The 17600-nt window shown below is 65.8% G+C and carries 15 protein-coding genes; 14 read left to right on the top strand and 1 reads right to left on the bottom strand.

Annotated elements, in window-relative coordinates; genetic code table 11:
• Positions 1 to 96 precede the first annotated feature (96 nt).
• From ACTJKQ_RS00075 to ACTJKQ_RS00065, 3 genes are read left to right on the top strand one after another with little or no spacing between them, the layout of a single operon-like run.
• A complete protein-coding gene (locus tag ACTJKQ_RS00075) occupies positions 97 to 1008 on the top strand; it encodes an ABC transporter permease (protein WP_056059141.1) in 912 nt (303 codons plus the stop codon).
• A 32-nt stretch (positions 1009 to 1040) separates the two neighbouring features.
• A complete protein-coding gene (locus tag ACTJKQ_RS00070) occupies positions 1041 to 2027 on the top strand; it encodes an ABC transporter ATP-binding protein (RefSeq protein ID WP_108498609.1) in 987 nt (328 codons plus the stop codon).
• Entirely contained in the window at positions 2024 to 3037 is a 1014-nt protein-coding gene (locus ACTJKQ_RS00065; protein ID WP_116748960.1) for an ABC transporter ATP-binding protein, read from the top strand. The genes ACTJKQ_RS00070 and ACTJKQ_RS00065 overlap by 4 nt, the downstream gene beginning before the upstream one ends.
• Before the next feature lie 153 nt (positions 3038 to 3190).
• Here the strand turns inward: ACTJKQ_RS00065 and ACTJKQ_RS00060 are convergent, their stop codons facing one another.
• Positions 3191 to 4111 (bottom strand): LysR family transcriptional regulator, encoded by a 921-nt coding sequence (locus tag ACTJKQ_RS00060; RefSeq protein WP_440595643.1) that lies wholly within the window; start codon positions 4109 to 4111, stop codon positions 3191 to 3193.
• A 161-nt stretch (positions 4112 to 4272) separates the two neighbouring features.
• Between ACTJKQ_RS00060 and ACTJKQ_RS00055 the strand changes: the two genes are divergently transcribed.
• From ACTJKQ_RS00055 to ACTJKQ_RS00005, 11 genes are all read left to right on the top strand, one after another.
• Complete coding sequence (locus tag ACTJKQ_RS00055) at positions 4273 to 6393, top strand: 3-hydroxyacyl-CoA dehydrogenase NAD-binding domain-containing protein (RefSeq protein ID WP_440595642.1); 2121 nt, start codon at positions 4273 to 4275, stop codon at positions 6391 to 6393.
• A gap of 124 nt (positions 6394 to 6517) precedes the next feature.
• Complete coding sequence (locus ACTJKQ_RS00050; RefSeq protein WP_440595641.1) at positions 6518 to 7693, top strand: acetyl-CoA C-acyltransferase; 1176 nt, start codon at positions 6518 to 6520, stop codon at positions 7691 to 7693.
• Positions 7694 to 7855: 162 nt separating this feature from the next.
• A complete protein-coding gene (locus tag ACTJKQ_RS00045; protein ID WP_440595640.1) occupies positions 7856 to 9052 on the top strand; it encodes an acyl-CoA dehydrogenase family protein in 1197 nt (398 codons plus the stop codon).
• A 10-nt stretch (positions 9053 to 9062) separates the two neighbouring features.
• Positions 9063 to 10196: an acyl-CoA dehydrogenase family protein gene (locus tag ACTJKQ_RS00040; protein WP_440595639.1), complete on the top strand. Its 1134-nt coding sequence runs from the start codon at positions 9063 to 9065 to the stop codon at positions 10194 to 10196.
• Positions 10197 to 10200: 4 nt separating this feature from the next.
• Positions 10201 to 11037, top strand: coding sequence for an oxepin-CoA hydrolase, alternative type (locus ACTJKQ_RS00035; protein WP_440595924.1), 837 nt, complete (start codon positions 10201 to 10203; stop codon positions 11035 to 11037).
• Entirely contained in the window at positions 11034 to 12281 is a 1248-nt protein-coding gene (locus ACTJKQ_RS00030) for a CaiB/BaiF CoA transferase family protein (RefSeq protein ID WP_440595638.1), read from the top strand. Before ACTJKQ_RS00035 ends, ACTJKQ_RS00030 begins: the two co-directional genes overlap by 4 nt.
• A 78-nt stretch (positions 12282 to 12359) precedes the next feature.
• Positions 12360 to 13367, top strand: a complete 1008-nt coding sequence (locus tag ACTJKQ_RS00025; RefSeq protein ID WP_440595637.1) for a Bug family tripartite tricarboxylate transporter substrate binding protein — start codon at positions 12360 to 12362, stop codon at positions 13365 to 13367.
• Positions 13368 to 13541: 174 nt separating this feature from the next.
• Positions 13542 to 14555: a Bug family tripartite tricarboxylate transporter substrate binding protein gene (locus ACTJKQ_RS00020; protein WP_440595636.1), complete on the top strand. Its 1014-nt coding sequence runs from the start codon at positions 13542 to 13544 to the stop codon at positions 14553 to 14555.
• Between the two features lie 8 nt (positions 14556 to 14563).
• Positions 14564 to 16129, top strand: coding sequence for a class I adenylate-forming enzyme family protein (locus ACTJKQ_RS00015; RefSeq protein WP_440595635.1), 1566 nt, complete (start codon positions 14564 to 14566; stop codon positions 16127 to 16129).
• Positions 16130 to 16161: 32 nt separating this feature from the next.
• Complete coding sequence (locus ACTJKQ_RS00010; RefSeq protein WP_015012599.1) at positions 16162 to 16911, top strand: electron transfer flavoprotein subunit beta/FixA family protein; 750 nt, start codon at positions 16162 to 16164, stop codon at positions 16909 to 16911.
• Positions 16912 to 17600: electron transfer flavoprotein subunit alpha/FixB family protein (locus tag ACTJKQ_RS00005; protein ID WP_440595634.1), on the top strand; the 689-nt coding region annotated here is incomplete at its 3' end. It abuts the gene before it with no gap.

The raw sequence follows: 17600 nt of genomic DNA, 5'->3' as shown, positions 1-17600 counted from the left end.
CTACAACAACGACAACGCCATCGGCTGATTCAAGCCCGCAACAACACCCGCAGCTACCCGTTGCGCGTGTTGTTGCCTGTTGATTGGTTTCCCACAATGAAAACTACCCTTGCCCGCTGGTTCGACAGCGACGTTGGCTACAGCTTCCGCACATCGCCGGTCGCCATGCTGGCCGCCGCCATTGCGCTGATTTGCCTGTTCTGTTCGGTGTTCGCCGGATGGGTGGCGCCCCACAACCCGTTCGACCTCACCACGCTGGAGCTGAGCGACGCGCGGCTGCCCCCGGCGTGGAGCGAAATGGGCTCCATGAAATACCCCCTGGGCACCGATGACCAGGGCCGTGACATCCTGTCCGCGCTGATCTACGGTGCGCGCATCTCCCTCGTGGTCGGCATTGCCTCGGTGCTGCTCTCCGTGGTGGTGGGTGTGGCCTTCGGCCTGCTGGCCGGTTTCCGGGGCGGCTGGGTGGATGCTGTGCTCATGCGCCTGTGCGATGTGATGCTCTCCTTTCCTGCCATCCTGGTCGCGCTGCTGATTGCCGGCGTGGGTCGTGCGCTGTTTCCCAATGCGCACGAGTCGCTGGCGTTCGGGGTGCTGATCCTCTCCATCTCCCTCACCGGCTGGGTGCAATATGCCCGCACGGTGCGCGGCTCCACGCTGGTGGAGCGCAACAAGGAATACGTGCAGGCGGCCCGAGTGACGGGGGTCCCGCCGCTGCGCATCATGCGCAAGCATGTGCTGCCCAACGTGATGGGGCCCGTGCTGGTGCTGGCCACCATCCAGGTGGCCACGGCCATCATCACCGAAGCCACGTTGTCCTTCCTGGGTGTGGGCGCTCCGCCCACTTCGCCCTCGCTGGGCACGCTGATCCGCATCGGCAACGACTACCTGTTCTCGGGCGAATGGTGGATCACCGTGTTTCCTGGCGCCATGCTGGTGCTGATTGCGCTGTCGGTCAACCTGCTGGGTGATTGGCTGCGCGATGCCCTGAACCCGCGCCTGCGTTGAGCCACAACAAGAACAAGAAAAGCGATATCTCCATGAGCCTTCTCGAAGTCAAAAACCTCGTTGTCGAATTCCCGGGCCGCCGCGGTACCCTGCGCGCCCTGGACGACATTTCCTTCTCCATTGCGCCCGGCGAGATCCTGGGCGTGGTGGGGGAGTCCGGCGCCGGCAAGTCACTCACCGGCGCGGCCATCATCGGCCTGCTGGAGCCGCCGGGCCGTGTGGCCTCGGGCCAGATCCTGCTGGAGGGCCAGCGCATCGACAACCTCAGCAATGAGGAAATGCGCCACATCCGTGGTCGCCGCATTGGCGCCATCTTTCAGGACCCGCTGACCTCGCTGAACCCGCTGTACACGGTGGGCCGACAGCTCACCGAAACCATCCTGGCGCACCTGCCGGTCAACGCCGCCGAGGCCCGCCAGCGCGCCATCCAGTTGCTCAAGGACACCGGCATTCCCGCGGCTGAAGAGCGCATTGACCACTATCCGCACCAGTTTTCCGGTGGAATGCGCCAGCGTGTGGTGATCGCCTTGGCGCTGGCGGCCGAGCCCAAACTCATCGTGGCCGACGAGCCCACCACGGCGCTGGATGTGTCCATCCAGGCGCAGATCATCACGCTGCTCAAGAACATCTGCAAATCGCGCGGTGCAGCCGTGATGCTGATCACCCACGACATGGGCGTGATTGCCGAAACCTGTGATCGCGTGGCCGTGCTGTACGCCGGCCGCGTGGCCGAGATCGGTCCGGTGCACGATGTGATCAATCAGCCATCGCACCCCTACACCAGCGGTCTCATGGCCTCCATCCCCGACATGACGATGGACCGTGAACGTTTGAACCAGATCGATGGCGCCATGCCGCGCCTGAACGCCATTCCCCGTGGCTGCGCCTACAACCCCCGCTGCCCCAAGACCTTTGACCGCTGCATGACCGACCGCCCCGACCTGATGGATGCAGGCGCTACACGCGCTGCTTGCTGGCTGCACGCTGGTGCCGCGACCCAAGCCGAGGTGACCGCATGAGTGCCGCCGCAACGAAAAGCAAGGCCCTGGTCCAGGCGCATGACCTGGCCAAGACCTTTGACGTCTCCGCTCCCTGGCTCAATCGTGTGATCGAGCGCAAGCCTCGCACCCTGTTGCATGCGGTGGATGGCGTGAGCTTCGAGATCGAGAAGGGCAAGACGCTAGCCCTGGTGGGCGAGTCCGGCTGCGGCAAGAGCACCGTGGCCCGCCTGCTGGTGGGGTTGTACGAGCCCACCCGCGGCGGCCTCACCTTCGACAACCAGGACGCGCACGCCGCCTTCAAGGGCAACGATGCCAAGGCCATGCGCCGCCGCATCCAGATGATCTTCCAGGACCCGTACGCCAGCCTGAATCCGCGCTGGCTGGTGGAGGACATCATCGGAGAGCCGCTGAAAGAACACGGCCTCATCACCGACAAGGAACAGCTCAAAACCCGCGTGGGCGAGTTGCTCAAGTCCGTGGGGTTGTCGCCGCTGGACATGGTCAAGTACCCGCACCAGTTCTCGGGCGGGCAGCGCCAGCGCATCTCGATTGCGCGCGCCCTGGCCACCGAACCCGAGTTCCTGGTGTGCGACGAGCCCACCAGCGCGCTCGACGTATCGGTGCAGGCCCAGGTGCTCAACATCATGAAGGACCTGCAGCGCGAACGGCAGCTCACCTACCTGTTCATCAGCCACAACCTGGCCGTGGTGCGCCACGTGAGCGATCAGGTCGGCGTGATGTACCTGGGCCGTCTGGTGGAGCTGGCCGACAAACACACGCTGTTTGATACGCCGCGTCACCCCTACACGCGCATGTTGCTCGATGCCATCCCCAAGATGCACGACACCGGCAAGGCGCGCACACCGGTACAGGGCGAGGTACCCAACCCGTTGAACCCGCCGCCCGGCTGTGCGTTCAACCCCCGTTGCCCGCATGTCAATGACCGCTGCCGCACCGAGCGCCCCCAGCTCCTGAGCATTGGCGGCATCCGCATTGCGTGCCATGCGGTGGAGGAAGGGCGCATCTGATGCCAGCCGCCACGCGGGTGTGCTGACGCGCGGCGGAGGGACTCATCCCGCAGTGCTACTGGCACAGTAGCGATTGCTATCAATAAAATAGCTGCTAGCGCAATGAATACCTGCGCTTGCGGCTATTTTTGCTTGTAAACGCGCAGAAGATGCTCATCCTGGCTCCGCAGTCACTCCTTGGCCGGCTGCCGGCAGGGCCCGCCCCAGCAGGTAGTCAATGCAGGTGCGCACTGCCCGGGTCTGGTGGCGGTTGGGCATGTAGAGCATGAACATCTGGGTGCCAAAAATGCTCAGCCGCCAGTCGTCGAGTGTGGTCAGCACTTCGCCGCTGGTCACGGCGTCCTGCACCACGTAATCCGGTACCAGCCCTACGCCCAGCCCTGCCAGGATGCCCTGGCGCAGAAACGGAAAGTGCTCCGAAATGAGGGTGGGCTCCAGCATGGCTTCCTGGCGCTGGTCACCCCGGTACCCGCGCAGGCGCAGCTGCTTGCCTACCACCCCTGCGGTGATCACCGGCGCGGCCTGCAGCGCTTCAAAGCTTTGGGGCAGCCCATGCGCCTCGGCGTACCCGCGCGATGCGCAGGCGATGTAGCGTACGCTGCCCAGGTCGCGCGCCACCAGCGTGGGTGGGGGCTCGGGCATCACGCGGATGGCGATGTCCACCTCATCGCGGATGAGGTCGTCCACCCGGTTTTCGAAGCGCACATCCAGCACGATGCCGGGGTACAGCCGCTTGAAGTCGATCAGCCAGTCCGACATCACCATCTGCCCGTAGCCACTGGGCACGCTCAGGCCCACGCGGCCCTGCAGGCCCTGGCCCAGCGTGGCAATCGTCTCGCGTGCGGCCAACATCTCGTTCTGAATGGCGCGGCCATGGGCATACAGGCGCAGGCCCACCTCGGTGGGCTCCACCCGGCGCGTGGTGCGGCGCACCAGCTGCACACCCACTGACTTTTCGAGCTGGTGCAGGTGGTAGCTGACGTTGGCACGGGACATCTTCAGGTTGCGGGCGGCCTGGCTGAGGTTGCCGGCATCGAGGATGTCGACCAGCACGGTGAGGGAGGTGAGTTCCATTGAACAGGGAGGCGGCGCGGGATGCCGTTGCGGGGGTGTTTGTCAAAAGGCGTTTGACAGTCTGTCAACGGGCTATGTAATTGTCAAGATAACTTCACGCATCAACAATCACCGAGTCATTCACAGGCAGTCAATAGCCATCGACCAGGAGACTTTCCAGCATGGGCGCCGCCATTCCCGCATCTTCCGTTGTTACTACCGCGCTGCAGGGCGATGTTCTGGTCGTCACCATCGACAACCCGCCCGTCAATGCCCTGGGCGCCGCCGTGCGCCAGGGCCTGTTGGCCGCCATGCAGCAGGCGCAGGCCGACGCCGCCGTGGCGGCTGTGCTGCTGGTGGGCGCGGGCAAGGCCTTCATTGCCGGGGCGGACATCCGCGAATTCGGCAAGCCACCGGTTGCTCCCATCCTGCCCGAGGTCTGCCGCGCCATCGAAAACCTGAACAAGCCCGTGGTCGCCGTGCTGCACGGCGCAGCCCTGGGCGGTGGGCTGGAGGTGGCTTTGTCGGCCCACTACCGACTGGCTTTGCCCGCTGCCACGCTGGGCCTGCCCGAGGTGAACCTGGGCCTGCTGCCCGGCTCGGGCGGCACGCAGCGCGCCCCGCGCCTGATGGGCGTGCAGGCTGCGACCACCCTCACGCTCAGCGGCCAGCCCCTCAAGGCCCAGGCCGCGCTGCAAGCCGGCCTGGTTGACAAGCTGGTGGAAGGCACCGGCCCGCTGGCCGCAGGCCTGGCCTACGTGCGCGAGCTGCTGGCTGCCAACGCTCCCGTGCGTCGCACCCGCGACCTCGCCATTGCCGAGCCGCAAGCCGCACTGGCCTGGCTGGACGCACAGAAGGCCGAGACCGCCAAAAAGTCGCGCGGCCTGTTCTCTCCCCTCAAGATCATCGAATGCGTGCAGGCCGCGCTGCAACTGCCGTTTGACGAAGGCCTGGCCCGCGAGCGTGCGCTGTTCATGGAGTGCATCGACAGCCCGCAGCGCGCCGGTCTCATCCACGCCTTTTTTGCCGAACGCGAGGTCGTCAAGGTGCCCGAAGCACAGGCCGCACAGCCGCGCCCAGTCGCCCGCATTGCCGTCATCGGCGGCGGCACCATGGGCGCGGGCATTGCAGTGGCAGCCCTCGATGCCGGCTTGCCGGTGACCATGATCGAGCGCGACGCCGAGTCCATCGCCCGTGGCCGCGCCAATGTCGAGAAGGTTTACAACGCCCTGGTGGCCAAGGGCCGCATGACTGAATCTGCCCAGGCCGCCGTGATGGCGCGCTACACCGGCAGCACCGACTACGCCGACATCGCCCAGGTGGACCTGGTGATCGAGGCCGTGTTTGAAGACATCGAGGTGAAGAAGGCCGTGTTCCGCGAGCTGGACCGCGCATGCAAACCCGGTGCCGTGCTGGCCACCAACACGTCCTACCTCGACATCGACGCCATTGCCGCCGCCACCGGCCGCCCGCAGGATGTGATCGGCCTGCACTTCTTCAGCCCCGCCAACATCATGAAGCTGCTGGAGATCGTGGTGCCCGCCAAGGTGGCGCCCGACGTGGTGGCCACGGCGTTCGAGCTGGCCCGCAAGCTGAAAAAGGTGCCTGTGCGCGCGGGCGTGTGCGACGGCTTTATCGGCAACCGCATCCTGGCTGTCTATAAGCAGGCCGCTGACTACCTGCTGGAAGACGGCGCCAGCCCGTATGAAATCGATGCTGCCGTGCGCGGCTTTGGCTTTGCCATGGGCCCGTTTCAGGTGACAGACCTGGCCGGTGGCGACATTGGCTGGGCCACGCGCAAGCGCCGCGCCGCCACGCGCGACCCACGGGCCCGCTACGTGGAGATTGCCGACCGCATCTGCGAACGCGGCTGGTTTGGTCAGAAGACCGGGCGCGGGTTCTACCTGTACCCCGACGGTGCCCGCACCGGCCAGCCCGACCCTGAGGTGCTCGCCATTGTCGATGCCGAGCGCGCCAAGAAAGGCGTCACGCCCCGCCGCTTCAGCGCCGACGAGATCATGCGCCGCTACATGGCCGCCATGGTCAACGAAGGCGCCAAAGTGGTGGCCGAAGGCATTGCCCTGCGCCCGCTGGATGTGGACGTGACCTTTGTCGCGGGCTACGGCTTTCCGCGCCACCGGGGCGGCCCGATGAAGTGGGCCGACATGACGGGGCTGGACAAGGTGCTGGCCGATATCCGCGAGTTCGCCCAGGAAGACCCGCTGTTCTGGCAGCCCGCGCCGCTGCTGGAAAAGCTGGTAGCCGAGGGGCGCAATTTCGACAGCCTGAACAAGGCTGCATAGCGCAGAGTCTGCCTGACCTGCATTGCACGCGAAGCGTTTTCCATCAGTCCCACCGTATTCGAGTCATATTGGCCTCTAGCGCCTTATGAATAAGCGCAAAAAGCTATCAAATCAGGAGCAAATCATGCGTGAAGCCGTCATCGTTTCCACCGCCCGCACCCCATTGACCAAGTCGCACCGGGGCGAATTCAATGCCACACCCGGCCCGCAGCTGGCGGCCTTTTCCGTCAAGGCAGCGGTCGAGCGCTCGGGCATCGACCCCGAGCTGATCGAAGACCTGGTGATGGGCTGCGGCTACCCCGAGGGCATCACCGGCAAGAACATTGGCCGCCAGACCGCGCTGCGCGCGGGCCTGCCCCTTTCGGTGGCGGGCATGGTGGCCAGCCGGTTTTGCGCATCGGGTCTGCAGTCGGTGGCGATTGCCGCAGGCCGCATCGTGGCCGAAGGCGTGCCCGCCATGGTGGCGGGTGGGGTGGAGAGCATCTCGGCCATCCGCGCAGGCAACCCGGCAGACATCGACCCCTGGCTGCAAGAGCACAAGCCCGACCTCTACATGGCCATGATCGACACCGCCGACATCGTGGCCCACCGCTACGGCATCAGCCGCGAAGACCAGGATGCTTTCTCGCTGCTAAGCCAGCAACGCACTGCCGCCGCACAGCAAGGCGGCGTGTTCGCCGACGAGATCGTGCCCTGCACCACGCGCATGATGGAAAAGAACAAGGAGACCGGCGAAGTCACCTACCGCGAAGTGACGGCCACGCACGACAACTGCAACCGTGCGAGCACCACGCTCGAAGGCCTGGCCAAGCTGGAGCCGGTGAAGGGCCCGGGCCAGTTCATCACCGCAGGCAATGCCTCGCAGCTGTCCGACGGCTCCAGCGCCTGCGTGCTCATGGAAGCCAAAGAAGCCGAGCGCCGTGGCCTGCAGCCCCTGGGCGCATTCCGTGGCTTTGCGGTGGCCGGTTGCGAGCCCGACGAGATGGGCATTGGCCCCGTGTTTGCCGTGCCCAAGCTGCTGGCGCGCCACGGCCTCACGGTGCAGGACATCGACCTGTGGGAGATGAACGAAGCCTTTGCCTCGCAGGCCCTGTACTGCCAGCGCCGCTTGGGCATTCCGTCCGAGCGGCTGAACGTGAACGGCGGGGCCATTGCTATCGGCCATCCCTTTGGCATGACCGGTGCACGCCTGGTGGGCCACCTGCTGCTCGAAGGCCGCCGCCGCAAGGCCAAGTACGGCGTGGTGACGATGTGCATTGCAGGCGGCATGGGCGCTGCAGGCCTCTTCGAAATTTATTGAAACACCCCCTGAGCGGCTGGCGCCGCTTCCCCCTCTCCTGCGGGAGGGGGACGACGCCCTCGCTGCGGGGCGGCCCTTGCTCGGCGTCCCCCGCCTGGGGCGTGCCATTGCAAAGGCCGTATACAGGCGCGCAGCGCCATGGATGACTGAGGAAAACCGTCAATGGACCTGAATTTCACCCCCGAAGAAGAAGCCTTCCGCGCCGAGGTGCAGGCTTTCTTGAAAGCCAAGCTGCCCGAACGCATCGCCACCAAGGTCAAGGCCGGGCAGCGCCTGACCAAGGCGGACCAGGATGAGTGGCACGCGATCCTCAACGAGCGCGGCTGGCTGGCCAACCACTGGCCCAAGGCCTACGGCGGCCCCGGCTGGGGTGCGGTCGAGAAGTTCATTTTTGACACCGAATGCGCTCTGGCCGGTGGCCCGCGCATCGTGCCCTTTGGCGTGAACATGCTGGGCCCGGTGCTCATCAAGTTTGGCAACGAGGCGCAGAAAAAATACTGGCTGCCGCGCATCCTGAGCGGCGAGGACTGGTGGTGCCAGGGCTACTCCGAACCCGGCGCGGGCTCGGACCTGGCCTCCGTGAAGACCACGGCGGTGCGCCAGGGCGACCACTACATCGTCAACGGCCAGAAGACCTGGACCACCCAGGGCCAGCACGCCAACATGATCTTCTGCCTGGTGCGCACCGACCGCGAAGCCAAGGCCCAGTCGGGCATCAGCTTCTTGCTGGTGGACATGCAATCGCCCGGCGTGGAGCTGCGCCCCATCCGCACGCTCGATGGCGACAAGGAAGTCAACGAGGTGTTCTTCACCGATGTGAAGGTGCCTGTGGAAAACCTGGTGGGCGAGGAGAACAAGGGCTGGACCTACGCCAAGTACCTGCTGACCTATGAGCGCACGGGCATTGCAGGCGTGGGCTTTTGCATTGCCGCGCTGGCCAAGCTCCAGGTGATTGCCGCCAAGGTCATCAAAAACGGCAAGCCGCTGGACCAGGACCCGCTGTTTGCCGCCCGCATGGCCCAGGTCGAGATTGACCTGGAGAACATGAAGACCACCAACCTGCGCGTGATTGCCGCCGTGGCCGGTGGCGGCGTGCCCGGGGCTGAAAGCTCCATGCTCAAGATTCGCGGCACCGAGATCCGGCAGGAGATCCTCTCGCTCATCCGCCGTGCTGTGGGCCCGTACGCGCTGCCGTTCATCGAAGCAGCGCAGTACGAAAGCTATGCCGATGAGCCGGTGGGCCCGAAAGAGGCCGCGACGGCAGCTGCCAACTACTTCAACTACCGCAAGCTGTCGATCTTTGGCGGCTCCAATGAAATCCAGAAGAACATCATCTCCAAGATGATTCTCGGCCTGTGAGGTTGCCGCGATGAACTTTGAACATACCGAAGACCGCCGCATGCTGGCGGACACCCTGAACCGTTTTGTGGCCGAGCAGTACGGGATCGAGACGCGCAACCACATCGCCTACGGCGACAACGGCATGGACGCGGCGCTGTGGAGCCGCTTTGCCGAGCTGGGCGCGGTTGGCGCTCTGTTCCCCGAAGCCGACGGTGGCTTTGGCGGCGCGGGCTTTGACGTGGCCGTGGTGTTTGAAGCCCTGGGCGCAGGCTTGGTGGCCGAGCCGTTTGTGGGTGCGTTGATGGTCGGCCGGGCCCTGGGCATGGTGGGCAGTGCTGCGCAAAAGGAGCACCTTGCCAGCATCATCGACGGCAGCACAGTGGCCACGTTGGCGCATGAAGAACCCGGCGCGCACTACGCCCTGAACCGTGTGACCACCCGCGCCGTGCGCAATGGCGACGGTTGGCTACTCACCGGCTACAAAGCCGTGGTGCTGCACGGCGACCAGGCGCAGTTGCTGCTGGTCAGCGCCCGCACCGCGGGCGCTGTCGACGATGAAGACGGCGTCTCGCTATTTCTGGTGCCCGCCGATGCCGCTGGCCTGCACCGCCGCGGCATGGGCCGTGTTGACGGAGGGCGTATGGCTGAAATCACGCTGCAAAACGTGCAGGTCGGCGCCGGTGCGCTGTTGGGCGCGGAAGGACAGGGCTTTGCCACGCTAGAGCACGCCGTGGGCTGGGGCATTCTGGCCGTGTGTGCCGAGGCGCTGGGCGCCATGGACGTGGCCAAGAAACACACGCTGGAATATCTGCAGACCCGCAAGCAGTTTGGCGTGCCGATCGGCAGCTTCCAGGCACTGCAACACCGCATGGCCGACCTGCTGCTCGAAGTGGAGCAGGCGCGTTCGGCGGTCATCAACGCAGCCGCTGCCATGGAGAGTACCGACCGCGTCGAGCGCGAGCGTGCGCTGTCCGCCGCCAAGGTCACGATGGGCCGCATTGGCGCGCTAGTGGCGGAGGAAAGTATTCAGCTGCACGGCGGCATTGGCATGACGTGGGAGCTGCCCCTGTCCCACTACGCCAAGCGCCTCGTCATGGTGGACCACCAGTTTGGCGATGAAGACCACCACCTGGCGCGCTTTATCGCGCTGGGCCGGAGCTGAAGCCATGGAGCAGCCACAGCCTCTGCTGCAACGCCGCGAGGGCGCGGTGCTCGTGCTCTCCAACAACAACCCCGCCGCGCGCAACGCGCTGTCGCCCGCGTTTTACACGGCGCTGACCGAGGCCTTGGCGGAAGCCGAGTCCGACCCTACCGTGGGTGCCATCGTGCTCACGGGTGAAGGCGGGCACTTTTGTGCGGGCGGTGACTTGCGCCAATTGGCCAAGCGCCGCGATCTGACCATTGAAGAGCGCCGCGCCAAGCTCGAAGGTCTGCACGACCTGATCCGCACCGTGCGCGATTGCCGCAAGCCGGTGATTGCAGCGGTGGAGGGCGCTGCCGCTGGTGCGGGCCTGTCGCTGGCGCTGGCCTGCGACATGCTGGTGGCTGCGCGCAATGCCGTGTTCTCGGTGGCTTACGTGAAGGTGGGCCTCACGCCCGATGGCGGCACCACGGCCTTCCTGGCCGAGTTCGTGTCACGCCAGGTGCTGACCGAGCTGTGCCTCACCGGCGAACGCATCTCTGGCGAGCGACTGCATGCACTCGGCCCGGTCAACCGACTGGCCGAACCGGGTGGGGCGCTGACCCAGGCATTGGCATTGGCCGCGCAGGTGGCCACCGGCCCTGACCTGGCCATGGGCCGTATCAAGGCGCTGTGCCGCAGTGCCTACGTCCAGCCGCTGGATGACCAGCTGGAATTGGAAGCACAGCTCATGGTGCAGTCGCAAGCCACCGAAGAATCCCGCGAAGGCATTGGTGCGTTTCTGGAAAAACGCCCGGCCGATTTCGCCCGCCTGCGCCAGGTCAATGCCGCTGGCGCGGGTACACAAGACACTACGCAATGACCTCCACCACCCCCACACCCCCATTGCCCGAGGGCATGGACTTCCCGCTCGAAGGCGTGCGCGTACTCGACCTCTCGCGTGTGTTTGCGGGCCCGCTGTGCGGCCAGGTACTGGCCGACTTTGGTGCCGACGTCATCAAGGTGGAACACCCCGGCCGGGGCGACGACACCCGCGACTGGGGCATGCGCATCGGCAAGACCGAGACCACCTACTACAACAGCATGAACCGCAACAAGCGGTCCATCACGGTGGATTTGCAGACGCCCGAAGGCGTGAAGATCATCCGCGACCTGCTGCCGCAGTGCGACGTGGTGGTCCAGAACTTCAAGACCGGCGGCGCCGAGAAGCTGGGCCTGGGCTACGAGCAGCTCAAGGCCATCAAGCCCGACCTCATCTACTGCTCGGTGGCGGGCTACGACAGCTCCGGCCCCGAGGCCAAGCGCCCCGGTTATGACCTGGTGATCCAGGGCGAGGCGGGTCTGATGGCCATCAACGGTGAGGCCAGCCAGCCCCCGCTGAAGTTCGGCGTGGCCGCGGTGGACATGATGACCGGCATGTATGCGGCGCAGGCCGTGCTGGCCGCGCTGTTCCGGCGGGAGCGCACGGGCAAGGGCCGCCACATCGAAATGGCGCTGTACGACTGCGGTCTGATGATCACCGGCTACTACGGCCTGGACGCCATGCTGCTGGGCCATGACCCGCAGCGCTACGGCAACGCCCACCCGTCCATCGTGCCCTACGGCATGTTCGAGGCACAGGATGGTCCGCTCATCATCGCCGTGGGCAACAACAGCCAGTTCGACAAATTCTGCCGTCAGGTGGTGATGCGCCCGGATATCGTGGAAGACCCCCGTTTTGCCACCAATGTCGAGCGTGCCCGCAATCGACTGACCTTGCTGCCCGAGATGAAGGCGTTGATTGCCAGCTTCCCGCGCGATGTGCTGCTCGAACGCCTGACCGCTGCAGGCATCCCTTGCGGCCGCGTGGCCGGCCTGCATGAGGCGCTGACCGGCGAGCGTACGCGGCGTGGCGGCCTGCTGCAGGAAATGCCCCACCCCGTGGCGGGCACCACGCATGTGTTCGCGCCGCCTTATCGGCTGGACGGCCAGCGCCTGCCCATCCGCAACGCACCGCCCACCCTGGGCGACGCCACGCGCGATGTGCTGCAGCAGCTGCTGCAACTGCCCGAGGCCGAGCTTCAGGCCCTGCGCGACAAGGGTGTGCTCACACTTCCCCCGCTTTAATAGCTATAAAAACGATAGCGGAATGCGCTTGCAGAACAAGCGCTATCGACCTTTTCCTATTGCCATCCGGAGACAAACATGAACTTCTTCCGTATTCCCCGCCGCAGGGTCCTGCAGGGCCTGGCCGCCCTCATCAGCACCGGCCTGCTGGGCTCGGCCCTGGCCCAGGCGGGCAAGGACGCCTGGCCTGCCAAGCCTATCAAGCTGATCGTGCCGTACCAGGCCGGTGGCGCCACCGACATCACCGCCCGCGCGCTGGGCGAGAAGCTCTCGGCCCGTCTGGGCCAGCCTGTGCTGGTGGACAACCGCGGCGGAGCCGGCGGGGTGACCGGCACGGACCAGGCGCTCAAGTCGCCAGCCGACGGCTACACCCTGCTGGTGTCCCTGGGCACCACCATGCTCATCAACCAGTTCCTGTACGACCGCTTGCCGTACCAGCCGCAAAAGGACCAGGCCCTCATCACGCAGATCGCGCTGGCGCCGGTGGTGCTGCTGGTCAACCCGCAGCTGCCGGTCAACAACGCCTCGGAGCTGATGGCCTACATCGACCGCAACAAGGGCAAGATCGCCTATGGCTCGTGGGGCATGGGTTCGTACGCCCACCTGGCGGGTGCGTGGCTGTCCGACAAGCACAAGGCCGACATGAACCACGTGGCCTACAAGGGCGAGGCCCCCATGCTGCAGGATCTCGTGGGCGGGCAGTTCCAGATGGCGTTTGCCAGCCTGCAGTCGGCCCGGCCCTACATCGAATCGGGCCGCCTCAAGCCACTGGCCGTGACCGGCGCGCAGCGCATGGACGCGCTGCCCAAAGTGGCCACGATGGCTGAGCAGGGTATCAAGGACGAGGTCTTCCAGGTGACGGGCTGGGTGGGCATGAGCGCACCCGCCAAGACACCGCCCGAAGTCGTAGCCCGGCTTGGCGTTGAGCTGCAGGCCGTGATCGCGATGCCCGAAGTGCGTGACCGCATCCAGCAGATGGGTTTCATCCCCGTGGGCAGCAGTCCCGAGCAGTTCAACGCCCAGTTCAAGAAGGACGCACCGGTGTGGGAGCGCGTGGTGAAAGTGTCTGGCGCAAAGCTCGATTAACACCCCCCTGAGCCGCAGCGCGGCTTCCCCCCGCTCTCGCATGGCTGCGCCATGCGGGCAGGGGGACGCAGCCAGCGCGGCGGGGCGGCCCTTGCGCGGCTGCCCGCGCCTGGGCCGCGCCGGTTACGTCGGGCGTGGGTCAGCACAAAAGCTGAAAGTAAAAACGGATCTCTGATGACGAAACAATCTCTTTTCCCCGCCGCCTTTTCGCGTCGCGCGGTGCTGTCCGCAGCTGCCGCTGTGTGGGCCATCGGCCTGCTGGGCACGGCCCCAGCGCACGCCCAGGCCTGGCCCAACAAGATGATCAAGCTCGTGGTGCCCTTCCCGGCTGGTGGCCCCACCGACACGGCCTCGCGCATCGTCGGCCAGAAGCTGGCCGAGCGCCTGAAGCAGCCGGTGGTGGTGGAGAACCGCGCGGGCGCTTCGGGTTCGATTGCTGCGCAGCAGATTGCCAAGACCCCTGGCGACGGCTACACGCTCATGATGCTGGCCACGCCCACGCTGTTGGCTCCGCACCTTTACAAAAAGGCGGGCTACGACACCACCAAGGATTTCGTATCGGTGGCCACGGTGTATGACCTGCCCATCGTGGTGGTGGTCAACCCGGCGCAGATGCCCACCGTGACCGATCTGCAAAAGCTCATCACCCACGCCAAGGCGCGGCCGGGTCAGCTCAACTACACCTCCTCGGGCGTGGGCAGCTTTGGCCACCTGAGCATGGAGCTGCTCAAGCAGCTGGGTCAATTCGAGATGGAGCATGTGCCTTACAAGGGCGGTGTGCCCGCCATCACCGACACGCTGGGCGGCCAGGTGCCCATGATGTATGCCGACCTCGTGGCAGCGCTGCCCCATATCCAGACGGGCAAGCTGCGCGCCATTGCCGTGGGCTCGCCGCAGCGCGTGGGCGTAATCCCCAACGTGCCCACCATTGCCGAGCAGGGCTTCAAGGGCTTTGATGCCGTGTCGTGGGGCGGCCTGATGGCCCCGCTCGGTACGCCCAAGGAGGTGGTTGATCGCATCAGCACCGAAGTCAAAGCCATCCTGGCCGACAAGGAAGTGCAGGACAAGCTGCTCAACGCCGGTGCCATCGCCAACTACCAGGGCCCCGACCAGATGGCCAAGCGCGTGAGTGGCGATTACGCCAAGTGGGGCCAGGTGATCCGCGACAAGGGCATCGTCTTCGAGTAAGTTGGGCCATGACCAACGCAACTGCCTCTGCCCCTTTCCCCCCGTTCCGCCGGGTCTCCGATCTGCTGCGTGACAACGCGCGGCAGCGCCCGCAGGCCAGCGCCCTGGCCGATGACGACTCCGCGTTGAAATGGGCCGCACTCGATGCCCTGGTGGACCGCGTGGCCGCATCGCTGCAGCAGGCAGGCCTGCAGTCGGGTGATGTGGTGGCCGTGTGCGCCGCGTCGTCGGTGCGTTATGCCGCTGTGTACCTGGGCGCCCTGCGTGCGGGTGTGGTGGTGGCACCGCTGGCGCCCTCCGTCACGCCCGATGCGATGGCATCGATGCTGGGCGACGCCCAGGCGCGCCTGCTGTTTGCTGATGCGCAGGGCAAGGCGGCGGTGCCGCCTGCAGTGATGGAGGGCGCCGGTGCGCTGCCGCTCGTGGCGCTGGACGACGCGGGTGCGGGCACGCCGTGGAGCGCATGGCTTGCCGCCGAAGGCGCCGTGCCGCAGCCTGTGGACGTGGGGTCCGAGCACCCGTTTAACATCATTTATTCCTCCGGCACCACCGGCAACCCCAAGGGCATCGTGCAATCGCACGGCATGCGCTGGGCGCATCTGGTGCGCGGCCTGGCGCAGGGCTACGGCCCGGACAGTGTCACGCTGCTGGCCACGCCGCTGTATTCCAACACCACGCTGGTGTCGTTCTTTCCCGGCCTGTGCTGGGGCGGCAGCGTGCGGCTGATGGCAAAGTTCGATGCACTGCGCTACCTGCAGACCGCGCAGCAGATCCGCGCCACGCATTCCATGCTGGTGCCGGTGCAATACCAGCGCATCATGGCGCTGCCGCAGTTTGGTGAATTCGACCTGTCGTGCTTTCGCGCCAAGTTCTGCACCAGCGCGCCGTTCCGTGCCGAGCTCAAGGCCGACATCCTGGCGCGCTGGCCGGGCGCGCTGTACGAGTTCTACGGCATGACCGAAGGCGGCGGCACCTGCATCCTGGCGGCGCACGAGCACCCGGACAAGCTGCACACTGTGGGCCAGCCCGCGTCCACCAGCGATATCCGCCTGATCGACGAAGAGGGCCATGAGTTGCCGCCCGGTGCCACCGGCGAGGTGGTGGGCCACTCGCCCGGCATGATGACCGGCTACCACCGGCAGCCCGACAAGACGCGGGAGGCCGAGTGGTTTGATGCCACCGGCAAGCGCTTCATCCGCACAGGCGATGTGGGCCGGTTTGACGCGCAGGGCTTTCTGACCCTGCTGGACCGCCGCAAGGACATGGTCATCAGCGGCGGCTTCAACATCTACCCCAGCGACCTCGAAGCCGAGCTGCGCAAGCACCCCGCCGTGGAGGACGTGGCCGTGACCGGCGTACCCTCCGAACAGTGGGGCGAGACGCCGGTGGCCTTTGTGTGCCGCCGGCCGGGTGCCACCGAAGACGCCACCCAGATCATGGGTTGGTACAACGCCCGTGCGGGCAAGACGCAGCGGCTGGCTGCGTTGCATTTCATCGACGAGCTGCCGCGCAGCGCGATTGGCAAGGTGCTCAAGCGCGAGCTGCGCGACCTGCACCGCGCGCTGTCGCACTGATCGATTTCCTGTTTTTTCAGAAAGACCCAACCATGAAAATCCTCGTCCCCGTGAAGCGCGTGGTGGACTACAACGTGAAGGTCCGCGTGAAGTCGGACAACACGGGTGTGGACATCGCCAACGTGAAGATGAGCATGAACCCCTTTGACGAAATCGCCGTCGAAGAGGCCGTGCGCCTGAAAGAAAAAGGCCTGGTGACCGAAGTCATCGCAGTCTCCTGCGGCGTGGCCCAGTGCCAGGAAACCCTGCGCACAGCCATGGCGATTGGCGCCGACCGCGCCATCCTGGTCGAGACCGACGTGGAACTGCAGCCCCTGGCCGTGGCCAAGCTCCTGAAGGCCCTGGTGGACAAAGAGCAACCCTCGCTCATCATCCTGGGCAAACAAGCCATCGATGACGACGCCAACCAGACCGGCCAGATGCTGGCGGCCCTGGCCGACCTGCCCCAGGCCACGTTCGCCAGCAAGGTTGAACTGGCTGCAGACAAGGTCAGCGTGACCCGCGAAGTGGACGGCGGCCTGGAAACCCTGGCCCTGACGCTGCCCGCCGTCATCACCACCGACCTGCGTCTGAACGAGCCCCGCTACGTCACCTTGCCCAACATCATGAAGGCCAAGAAAAAGCAGCTCGATACCGTCAAGCCCGAAGACCTCGGTGTGGACGTGGCTCCGCGCCTGAAGACCCTCAAGGTGACCGAGCCCGCCAAGCGCGGCGCTGGCATCAAGGTGGCCGACGTGGCCGCCCTGGTCGAAAAACTCAAGAACGAAGCGAAGGTGATCTAAATGTCGGTACTCGTTATTGCTGAACACGACAACGCGTCCATCAAGGGCGCCACGCTGAACACCGTGACGGCCGCTGTGGCCTGCGGCGGCGACGTGCACGTGCTGGTGGCCGGCCACAACGCCGGTGCTGCTGCACAAGCCGCCTCCAAAATAGCCGGTGTTGCCAAGGTCATCCACGCCGACGCCCCTGGCCTGGAACACGGCCTGGCAGAAAACGTGGCCGCGCAAGTCCTCGCCATCGCATCCAACTACAGCCACATCCTGTTCCCCGCGACTGCCAGCGGCAAGAACGTGGCCCCCCGCGTGGCGGCCAAGCTGGACGTGGCCCAGATCAGCGACATCACCAAGGTGATCGCAACCGATACGTTTGAGCGCCCCATCTACGCCGGCAACGCCATTGCCACCGTGCAAAGCCAAGATGCCGTCAAGATCATCACCGTGCGCACCACCGGCTTTGACGCCGCAGCCGCCACGGGTGGCAGCGCCGCTGTCGAAACCGCCGCCGCCACGGCCGACGCAGGCAAGAGCAGCTTCGTGGGCAGCGAAATCGCCAAGAGCGACCGCCCCGAGCTGACCGCTGCCAAGATCATCGTCTCCGGTGGTCGTGCGCTGGGCAGCAAGGAAAAGTTCGACGAAGTCATGACGCCCCTGGCCGACAAGCTGGGCGCCGCCCTGGGTGCCAGCCGCGC

It is taken from the genome of Acidovorax sp. 22279, assembly GCF_052045435.1.
Taxonomy (GTDB): domain Bacteria; phylum Pseudomonadota; class Gammaproteobacteria; order Burkholderiales; family Burkholderiaceae_C; genus Acidovorax; species Acidovorax delafieldii.
The sequence above is the reverse complement of the archived record's forward strand: the minus strand, read 5'-3'. Positions and strand labels throughout refer to the sequence as shown.

Excerpts from the sequence above, each read along its gene's own strand:
- ACTJKQ_RS00040 (WP_440595639.1), top strand. The coding sequence starts at position 9,063 with ATGAACTTTGAACATACCGAAGACCGCCGCATGCTGGCGGACACCCTG.
- ACTJKQ_RS00030 (WP_440595638.1), top strand. The coding sequence starts at position 11,034 with ATGACCTCCACCACCCCCACACCCCCATTGCCCGAGGGCATGGACTTC.
- ACTJKQ_RS00010 (WP_015012599.1), top strand. The coding sequence starts at position 16,162 with ATGAAAATCCTCGTCCCCGTGAAGCGCGTGGTGGACTACAACGTGAAG.
- ACTJKQ_RS00070 (WP_108498609.1), top strand. The coding sequence starts at position 1,041 with ATGAGCCTTCTCGAAGTCAAAAACCTCGTTGTCGAATTCCCGGGCCGC.
- ACTJKQ_RS00055 (WP_440595642.1), top strand. The coding sequence starts at position 4,273 with ATGGGCGCCGCCATTCCCGCATCTTCCGTTGTTACTACCGCGCTGCAG.
- ACTJKQ_RS00015 (WP_440595635.1), top strand. The coding sequence starts at position 14,564 with ATGACCAACGCAACTGCCTCTGCCCCTTTCCCCCCGTTCCGCCGGGTC.
- ACTJKQ_RS00025 (WP_440595637.1), top strand. The coding sequence starts at position 12,360 with ATGAACTTCTTCCGTATTCCCCGCCGCAGGGTCCTGCAGGGCCTGGCC.
- ACTJKQ_RS00075 (WP_056059141.1), top strand. The coding sequence starts at position 97 with ATGAAAACTACCCTTGCCCGCTGGTTCGACAGCGACGTTGGCTACAGC.
- ACTJKQ_RS00065 (WP_116748960.1), top strand. The coding sequence starts at position 2,024 with ATGAGTGCCGCCGCAACGAAAAGCAAGGCCCTGGTCCAGGCGCATGAC.
- ACTJKQ_RS00060 (WP_440595643.1), bottom strand. The coding sequence starts at position 4,111 with ATGGAACTCACCTCCCTCACCGTGCTGGTCGACATCCTCGATGCCGGC.
- ACTJKQ_RS00045 (WP_440595640.1), top strand. The coding sequence starts at position 7,856 with ATGGACCTGAATTTCACCCCCGAAGAAGAAGCCTTCCGCGCCGAGGTG.
- ACTJKQ_RS00020 (WP_440595636.1), top strand. The coding sequence starts at position 13,542 with ATGACGAAACAATCTCTTTTCCCCGCCGCCTTTTCGCGTCGCGCGGTG.
- ACTJKQ_RS00050 (WP_440595641.1), top strand. The coding sequence starts at position 6,518 with ATGCGTGAAGCCGTCATCGTTTCCACCGCCCGCACCCCATTGACCAAG.
- ACTJKQ_RS00035 (WP_440595924.1), top strand. The coding sequence starts at position 10,201 with ATGGAGCAGCCACAGCCTCTGCTGCAACGCCGCGAGGGCGCGGTGCTC.